This window comes from Komagataeibacter intermedius TF2 (assembly GCF_000964425.1).
Classification (GTDB): Bacteria; Pseudomonadota; Alphaproteobacteria; order Acetobacterales; family Acetobacteraceae; genus Komagataeibacter; species Komagataeibacter intermedius.
The window spans coordinates 1-8530 of the sequence record NZ_BANF01000170.1; the positions used below are offsets into that span (position 1 = coordinate 1).

At 55.6% G+C, this 8530-nt stretch carries 5 protein-coding genes and 2 pseudogenes; 3 read left to right on the forward strand and 4 right to left on the reverse strand.

Annotation, left to right across the window (positions count from 1 at the left end):
* Positions 1 to 25 precede the first annotated feature (25 nt).
* Both B7449_RS15140 and B7449_RS15145 read right to left on the reverse strand, forming a co-directional pair.
* Positions 26 to 1918 carry a phosphocholine-specific phospholipase C gene (locus tag B7449_RS15140; RefSeq protein WP_244465768.1) on the reverse strand — a complete coding sequence of 631 codons (1893 nt, stop codon included), beginning with the start codon at positions 1916 to 1918 and terminating at the stop codon, positions 26 to 28.
* Between the two features lie 50 nt (positions 1919 to 1968).
* Positions 1969 to 4350 (reverse strand): TonB-dependent receptor, encoded by a 2382-nt coding sequence (locus B7449_RS15145; RefSeq protein WP_235721126.1) that lies wholly within the window; start codon positions 4348 to 4350, stop codon positions 1969 to 1971.
* Between the two features lie 676 nt (positions 4351 to 5026).
* On the opposite strand from B7449_RS15145, the gene B7449_RS21120 reads away from it, so the two are divergent.
* Both B7449_RS21120 and B7449_RS15150 read left to right on the forward strand, forming a co-directional pair.
* Positions 5027 to 5191 (forward strand): hypothetical protein, encoded by a 165-nt coding sequence (locus B7449_RS21120; RefSeq protein WP_158003680.1) that lies wholly within the window; start codon positions 5027 to 5029, stop codon positions 5189 to 5191.
* Between the two features lie 470 nt (positions 5192 to 5661).
* A pseudogene (locus B7449_RS15150) lies at positions 5662 to 6130 on the forward strand (IS5 family transposase); the annotation flags it as partial.
* 99 nt (positions 6131 to 6229) lie between these two features.
* Here B7449_RS15150 and B7449_RS15155 read toward each other — a convergent pair.
* Positions 6230 to 7648 carry a coniferyl aldehyde dehydrogenase gene (locus B7449_RS15155; protein WP_199858319.1) on the reverse strand — a complete coding sequence of 473 codons (1419 nt, stop codon included), beginning with the start codon at positions 7646 to 7648 and terminating at the stop codon, positions 6230 to 6232.
* Positions 7649 to 7736: 88 nt separating this feature from the next.
* Between B7449_RS15155 and B7449_RS15160 the strand changes: the two genes are divergently transcribed.
* Positions 7737 to 8345 (forward strand): TetR/AcrR family transcriptional regulator, encoded by a 609-nt coding sequence (locus tag B7449_RS15160; protein ID WP_048883778.1) that lies wholly within the window; start codon positions 7737 to 7739, stop codon positions 8343 to 8345.
* A 51-nt stretch (positions 8346 to 8396) separates the two neighbouring features.
* Here the strand turns inward: B7449_RS15160 and B7449_RS15165 are convergent.
* A pseudogene (locus B7449_RS15165) lies at positions 8397 to 8530 on the reverse strand (transposase); the annotation flags it as partial.

The window sequence follows — 8530 nt, forward strand, 5'->3', positions numbered from 1 at the left end:
TTTTCAACCAGCACATTTGGGGAGATTACAACCAGCACTCACAGTCGGTTGTCGCATTGGGGGATAGTTCAGTTTCGTGCGTGGTATGGGTATAGGCGTCCTCAATCCGGACAGCGCGGGACGCATGGTCATGGTTATGCAGCGACAGCACCACCACGTCACGGGCGGGGTCGTAACGCAGGGTCACGTCCGGCAGACCCTTGCCCACAAACTGGCGGAAAAAACCGTTGGGTCCATGAACGGTTACGGGCAGGCTGTCATGGGCTGTGACTGGCAGGGTCATATCGGACCCGGCGCCCAGCGTATAATGGCGTGTCACCTTGCCATCACGGATACGCAGTACCGCCCCCTGGCTGCCTTCATTCGCAATATGGAGGTGTCCCGGCGCCATCAGGTCCGCATGGAGTCGGTAGGGCAGGGCGCGGGCCGGGCGTTGGCCGGGTTCCTGCTGTGGCAGGGACTGCCGGGCGGGAATGGTGGGCTTGGGCAGCATGCATGACTGACGTGTTTCCGCCAGATAGGTATCCGTCCGCGGCAGGTGCGCGGTCCACCGGCGATCCGTTTGCGCGAAGTCGAAAATGGAGGTCATGTCCCCGCATACGGCCCGTCGCCATGGGGTGATGTTGGGGACCTCTACACCAAAACGCGCTTCAAGAAAGCGCAGGACGGACGTATGGTCGAATACCTGTGAATTGACCCATCCGCCCTTGGTCCATGGTGAAATCACGATCGCAGGCACGCGTGGCCCCAATCCTACCGGGACAGTGTGATAGGATTCCCCCGTGGTCGCGACCGTACTACCGCCATACCGTGGGTCACGTGCGGGGACCGGCGGGGGAACGTGGTCAAAGAAACCATCATTTTCATCATAATTCAGGATAAAAACCGTTTTGGCCCAGACATCGGGATGACGCACAAAGACATCCATCAACTGGGAAATCAGGTGTTCACCGTAACCGGGCGGGGCGTCAGGGTGTTCCGACAGGGCGGCTGGTGGCACGATCCACGAAACCTGCGGCAGCCTGCCGTGCGCGACATCATCTTCAAAGGCGGCGACAAGGTAGCGGCCTTCGGTATCATGCATGTTGGTCGCAGTTGATCCCGGCACGATCATGCGGGCGCGCTGGTATTCCCATGACCGGGGATCAAGGTTGCGGAATTGTGCAAAGGACGCCAGCGGGTTGTCGCCAAAATTGTCATATTCCTGATAAACGCGCCACGATACACCCGCCGCCTGCAGTTTTTCGGGATAGGTGGTCCAGCGGAATGGTTGAAAATCGGCCCGGTCATGCGCCATGTCCGCCGACCAGTTGCCATCATCGACATTCTGTATGGCCTGTAATCCGTCATTGCCGACCGCCAGTCCGTTCGTACCGGTAAAAAAGAACAGACGGTTGGGGTTGGTCGGCCCGAAAATGGAGGCATGATAGGCATCACATACCGTAAATGCATCGGCCAGTGCGTAATAATACGGGATTTCCGCACGGGTGAAGTGGCCCATGGTCATGGCCGTCTTGTGTGGCACCCATGTATTCCAGTCATTCCATGCCGTCTGTGTGTCCTTCCAGCTATGATCAAGGCTGGCAAGGCAGGCGCTGGAGGTATGTGCAGTGTTGAACAGGAAGGGCATGACATGGCCGCCCTTCCCATCCGGTTGTGCAAAGACGCTGCTGCCGTCAGGCAATTTTTCAGCACGGGGATCACCATATCCCCGCACGCCCTGCAGGCAGCCGAAGTAGTGATCGAATGACCGGTTTTCCTGCATCAGGATAACCACATGCTCCACGTCCTGTATCGTACCGGTCACCCGGTTGGGGGCGACCGCCAGTGCCCGTTTCAGGTTTTCCGGCAGTGCCGCCCCGATGGCGGCAGCAGCGCCAAATTTCAGGAACTGACGGCGATTGGCGATATCGGACATGATGTGGTCATCCATAGGCTGCAGGAGGGTTGAAGGTCGGCATGCCGCAATCAGAAAAAGTGCTTGCGCAGGGTAAAGAACACCATGCGCGGCGCACCGGCCTGCAACGTCTGCAGGCTGCCCGTGGGGTCGCTGACAGCAAAGCCTGTGCTGCCGACTGTTGCAACGTAGCGTTTGTCGAACAGGTTGGTCACGTTGATCTGTGCATCCAGACCATGTAGCGCCCAGTTATGGCTGTGGAAGCGGTAGCCGACATTCAGGTTGAAGATGTCGTTCGGCTTGATCCACTGGTCGTTGGTGTAGGTATAGGTCCGGCGTCCCTGATACTGCATGCCGATATTGCCCCAGATCGTACCGTCATCATAACTGATCTGGACGTTGGCCAGGTTACGCGGCATGCCAACCACGCTCTTGCCGCGGGTAGCATAGGTAGTACCACCCGTGGTCAGGTTGTCATCATAGACGGACTGGTTATAAGCGTAGGACACATACAGCGACCAGTTATCCGTAAAACGGTAATTGAAAGCCGTATCAATGCCGCGTGCGGTCACGCCGCCGACATTGGTCAGGATACTGGCATAACCCTGAACGTTCGTGCCGCTGGATACTGGTGAGATAGATGCCAGCCGGTCCTCGAATTCGATGTAGTAACCGGTAATGGACGCCTGAATGCGCCGGTTATGGAAGCGGTAGCCGATTTCCTCGCTATAGGACATTTCCGGGTGCAGCGTTTTCTTTGACGCGGCATAGGCGGCCGATGTCATTGCAAACGGGCTGGTGGCACCCGTGGTCGAGTTGTCAAAGGCGGCCATGTTCCGGGCAAAGTCGGCAAATATTTCATTATGACGGTTGATGCGGTAGTTGGCGCCAAGCTGCGGCAGGAAGCCGTTGGCCGAAGTAATGGAACCCGATGCATATGTATTGGCCACCGGTGTGCCCATGTAGTTGCCTTCCAGCTGGCGGCCCCGGTTATCAACAACCAGCGACTTGAAACCGTAATTCAGTTTCAGGGCCGGAGTGATCTGCCATGTGTCCTGAATATGGAACTGGTAGGTCTTGGTGTTGAAGGCACTCTGCCACTGGGTTTCGAACGGGTTATTGCGGAACCAGTGGACGGAGCTGCCGGTATATTTGTCCGCGCTGAGCGGATAGAAGCGACGTGCCTGTTCAAAATCGTTGTTTTCAAACCAGAAGCCGCCTTCGATCGTATGGTGACCGAGTTCGTAGGACAGGCTGCCTATAAAGCCTTCACGATGAATGTCATATTCCGTGGTACGGACGGAGAGTGGGGATCCGCCAAGGGATGCAGGCGTTGCCGTATACGGCGTGGCGTAAATGCCTTCACCCGTATTGGTATGGCCGTAAACAGTGGCGAAGCCCTTGAGGTGGTCAGTCAGATGGAAATCGAACCTGCCATATCCCAGCACATCCTGACGGAGGCCGGCGGAGTTGTAATAGGACTGGTCCTGATTGGCGATGCCCGCAGGGAAGGGCTTGCCAGTCTGGTAAGCCGTGGCGATCTGCTTGGCCAGGCCATAGTTGTTGGTAATGTTATCGACGTTATAGCCCTTGGTCTGGATCATCTGCAGCGAGAGATCCTGATAATCATTTTCCGCGCGCTGGCTGTAATCACCGAACAGGGTCAGTTTGACCTTGTCACCCAGCGGCTGGATGAACTTGGCATTGGCCTGCTGCTGCTGCTGGATGCCATCGCCCTTCCACTTGTTGGCATCCTGATAGTCATAGGAAACATACAGCCGTCCGCCACCAGGCAGAGTGCCGGAATTGATGCGCCCGAAAGTACGCCACGTGCCATATGATCCGACGGTACCTGCGACATCGACGCCAAATTTCTTGCTGGGGTCGATGGATGTGAATTCCAGCGCGCCACCAAGGTCATTGGATGCCGCGACACCGACCGAACCCGCGCCCTGCGCCAGGCTGGCGGGGCCGTTGTTTTCGGTCTGCAGCGCACGACCGATGGAAAGGCCGTTATCATTACCATAGGCAAGGTTGCCCAGCGGGATGCCATCCATGGTAAAGCCAAGGCGGCTCTGGTCAAACCCGCGGATGATGATCTGCTGCGACCATTCGTAAGATCCCAGCGGATCAGAAGATGTGAACATGACGCCAGGCAGCTTGGACAGGGTCTTGAGCGGACTGGTGCCAGGGGCAACTTCCTGCAGCGCGCGGTGGGACAGCGACTGTGTTTCACGCGCGGCGCCCGCGCCCATGACGATGATTGATTCCGCCTTGGTGGCGGTAACGGAATCCGCGCTGGCATTTGTCGTGATCTTGCCCGCGGAGATTTTGCCACGATGGTCCGTCTGCTTGGTTGCGGGCTGCTTCTGTGCCGTGTCGGCTGCATGGGCGTTATGGAAGAACAAAGAACTCATGCATGTTGTGAGAAGAAGGAACGTGTTCTTTTTCATGCAGCGTGATCCCTCATGACAAGGCCCCGATTGGTGGTGGTTGAATGACGCGGCACACCCTATGTTTGGGGTTTCATGGTGTCTCGTGATGTTTTTATGAAACTATGATTTCAGTATTATTAAATCTGTATATTATGCATTTGTGAAAATAAATTAGTTTTTGTGGAGTTATTTTTACGTAACGTGTTGAGATTTTTTGTGCCAATTTAACAAATAATTACATATAATATTTAAAATTACTTATGGCATATGTAAAAAATGATAGTGGTTCCGTTTGTTTATACAATGTAATTATCTAGATAATACGTTCGCATATAGGGGATCTATATTTCTGAAAAGGAGCGTTTCATGATGCGCATGGACTTTCCACGTATGATGAATACAGAATGTTATATCATTCAGATGCGAAGCATATCTTCATAATATCCTTTATATATAAGGAAAATATTGAAACGATATGGATATGAATTAATGAGATTCGTCCTATTTTCAGATATTGATATAAGATGCGGGAACATACCGTTGTTTTTATGACACAGGTACGGATGTTATCGTAATGGCGGCACATACAGACCATATCCGCAGTGACACTACTGCCGATATCATCTGCGCATAGTATGCGCGCACTCAGTTTTCTGGTGGCCATGTCCCGCCGCAGCACGGTGATTCTTCCTCCATGATGTGCTTCATCACCGACTTTGCCGATCAGGCTGATATTCTGCCGGTGGCGCTGACGGTTGGCTTTGCCACAACTTTCAAAACTGGACGGATTATGGCATGTTGCTACCAGTCCAGCCTGAAACAGGACATGCCGGAGAGAACTCCGTCCCCCTTGAACTGATACGTTCCCCGCGCATCGCACCGCTATCGTGAGATACTTGCGCAAGTCCGATTTGTGGCTACGGTTTCGGTCACTGTCATGTGGCTGAATTCTGGCTTTTCTACGCGAAACATGGCGACTGATACCGGGCCGATACCCGGGATGGAACGGATAAGCCATACTTTGGCACAGAGTTCTGCGGCCTCTGCTATGGCCTCTTCAGTGCGTTGTTCGAACGTGCTGATCTGACTTTCAAGAAACGCTTTGAGACTGTTGTCCATATCCTTCATCCGCAACCACATCACCGTCGACGAGACCGGGTTTGTAGACGGTCATTGTTCCGACAACTCCCTTAATCTTTCCGGGGAAACGGCCCGGCTGGACACCAACCAGACGATATTGCCGTGCAATGTAAGTGTCTGACCGAAAATGAGTTGAGTGATTTCAGAAGGTTATGACTAATGGGCTTGCGAGAACCTGATGAGATCAAGATAGCCTGGACTGAAATCACCCGCGCGCAGTATCAAAGGGACGATCTGGAGTATGCAAGCGACCTTCGCGATGCGGAGTGGGCGCTGATTGCGCCTTTGGTGCCCCAGAGGAAACGAGTGGGGGAGACCACGACGTACGGATTTGCGCCGGGTCATGGAGGCGATCCTGTATATCGTCACGACCGGCGGCCAATGGCGGCAGTTGCCCCGGCACTTTCCGGCCTTCACAACCGTACAGGGCTATTTCTACCGTTGGATCCGCGAGGGACGATGGGAAGCGATGAACCATATTCTCGCAATCCTGTCGCGTACGCAGGACGGGCGAGACGCCACGCCTTCAGTGGGCATTATCGACAGCCAGTCGGTTAAAACTGCTGAAAATGGCGGCCCATGCGGTTATGGTGCGGGCAAGAAGATCAGGGGCCGCAAGCAGCATATCACGACCGACATGCCGGATCATGTCGCTTCGGGGGGCCAGACACAGACTGTCAGCCAGGTGATAATAGTATCAGGCCGCATCGACAAAGCGCCCGACGAGGCTGGTACCGCCAACAAGCAGAACACGCTGTCATCGCAGGATCAGATTGGTGAGGGCATCAGTAAACTTGCTGAATGGCGGCAGCAGCAGCGTTGCCGCATTGAAACGGCCCTGTTGGTACACACCACGGGCATGCGTGAGTGCCATAAAGCCTTCCTTGCCATGATAGGCCCCGATGCCACTGGCCCCCACGCCGCCAAAAGGTAGGTCATCCTGCGCAATATGCAACAGGGTACCATTGATGGAGACGTTGCCTGAAACTGTGTTCTTCAACACCTTGTCGCGCTCAACACGGTTGTCACCAAAATAATACAGGGCCAGAGGCCGGGGACGGGCATTGATGAAGGCAATCGCTTCGTCCAGTGTGCGGTAGGTCAGCACCGGCAGGACGGGGCCGAAAATCTCCTCCTGCATCACCGCCATCTGCGATGTCGCATCCAGCAGCAGCACTGGCGCCAGAACATGATCCGCGGCTGAATCGCTCCCCAGCCGGATCACCTGCGCGCCCTGTGTTTCAGCATTGTCGATCAGACCGCTCAGCCGCTCGTAATGATGCGTGTTGAGAATGGCTGTATAATCGGGTGACCCTGCATAACCGCCCGGATAAAGCTTTTTTACCGCGTCTTGATAAGCTGTGGCAAAAGCATCCTTATCGTCTTCATGAACCAACGCATAATCCGGCGCGATGCAGGTCTGCCCGGCATTGGTCAGCTTGCCGAACGCCACGCGGCCTGCCGCCCGCTGCATGGAAAATCCGGGTTCGATCACCACGGGAGACTTGCCGCCCAGTTCAAGCGTCACCGGGGTCAGATTGCGCGCCGCCGCCTCGGCGACCTTCTTTCCAACCGCCGTGCTGCCGGTGAACAGGATGTGATCGAAGGGCAGCGCTGAGAACGCGGCGCCCACTTCGCCATTGCCGGTCACGACAGAAACCTGTTGCGGCGGAAAGACAGCCCGAACAATCTCGCCAATCATCGCCGATGTGGCCGGTGTGAATTCAGAGGGTTTGAGCATGGCCCGGTTGCCAGCAGCAATTGCTGTCGCCAGCGGCACGAGGGCCAGGGAAACGGGATAATTCCACGGCGCGATAATGCCCACGACGCCCACCGGCTGTCGGATCACCCATGCACGACCGCACTGGAAATAGGCAGATACGTGGCGGCGTTCGGGTTTTATCCAGCGTCCCATATGTGCGATCATGTAATTGATCGACTGCACCAGCGGGATCAGTTCCACGATGGCGCTTTCGCGTTCTGACCGCTGGCCGAAATCTATTTTTAGGGCGCGCACGATGTCACTCCGCCGCTTCAGGATTTCAGCTTTCAGACGACGCAGATCGGTCCGCCGCTGTTTCAGGCTAGGAGGTCCGGCATGCAGGAACGCGGTGCGCTGGCAGTCGAGCATACGGTTTAGGTCAGCGGGCGTAACATCGGACATTTCGTCCTCCATGTTTACAGGAGAAACTTATGCAGGCAGGATATGGAGTATGACGATCTGGTGTCAATGAAAGTTTCTTCTGTAAACATGAGCCTCACGCATGAGTGAAATCAAGGACCGCCCCTACCATCACGGTGACCTGCGCCGCGCCCTGATCGATACGGCGCTGGATATGCTGGCCACAAACCAGAACTGGACCTTCACCCTGCGGGAAGTGGCGCGGCGCACGGGTGTCAGTCATGCGGCGCCCTACAAGCATTTTCATGATCGTGAGACGCTATTGCGCGAACTGGCCCGGATCGGCTTCGTCCAACTCGGGGAGAGTCTGACAGAGGCCGTGTCTCTGGGGCAGCCGTCCACGCGTGCACAATTCGTGGCTGCGGCGCAGGCCTGTATCGGGTTTGCCTGTCAAAATCCCGGTCTTTATCGCCTGATGTTCAGTTCTGATGCCGACAAGACAATAGATCCACAGTTACATGACGCGGCTATGAGCACCTTCGGGATTCTTCTGGATCTTCTGGAAAGGGGACAGCGTGACGGAAGCTTCCGGCCGATTGCGGTCAGCGCTCTGGCGGCGGCAAGCTGGGCGCAGGTACACGGTCTGGCCATGCTGGCGATCAATTATCAATTACTTGAAGAAAAGGTCGGATCCACTCCAGTTCCGACTGCACTGGACGTGCTGCTGGATGGCATGTGCCGCAGCGATTGATTGGGCTACGACGTGTCGGCTTTTTAGAACGAGTGGTAGGGCCTGTTCGGGCTTGATCCAGTCTGCTGCGGCAGCGATGTGGATGACCGCAAGAAACGATGTTGCTGTTTTTTCATATCTGGTTGCGACAGCGCGCCACTCCTTGAGGCGAGCCCAGAGGTTCTCAACGAGATGCCGACACCGAT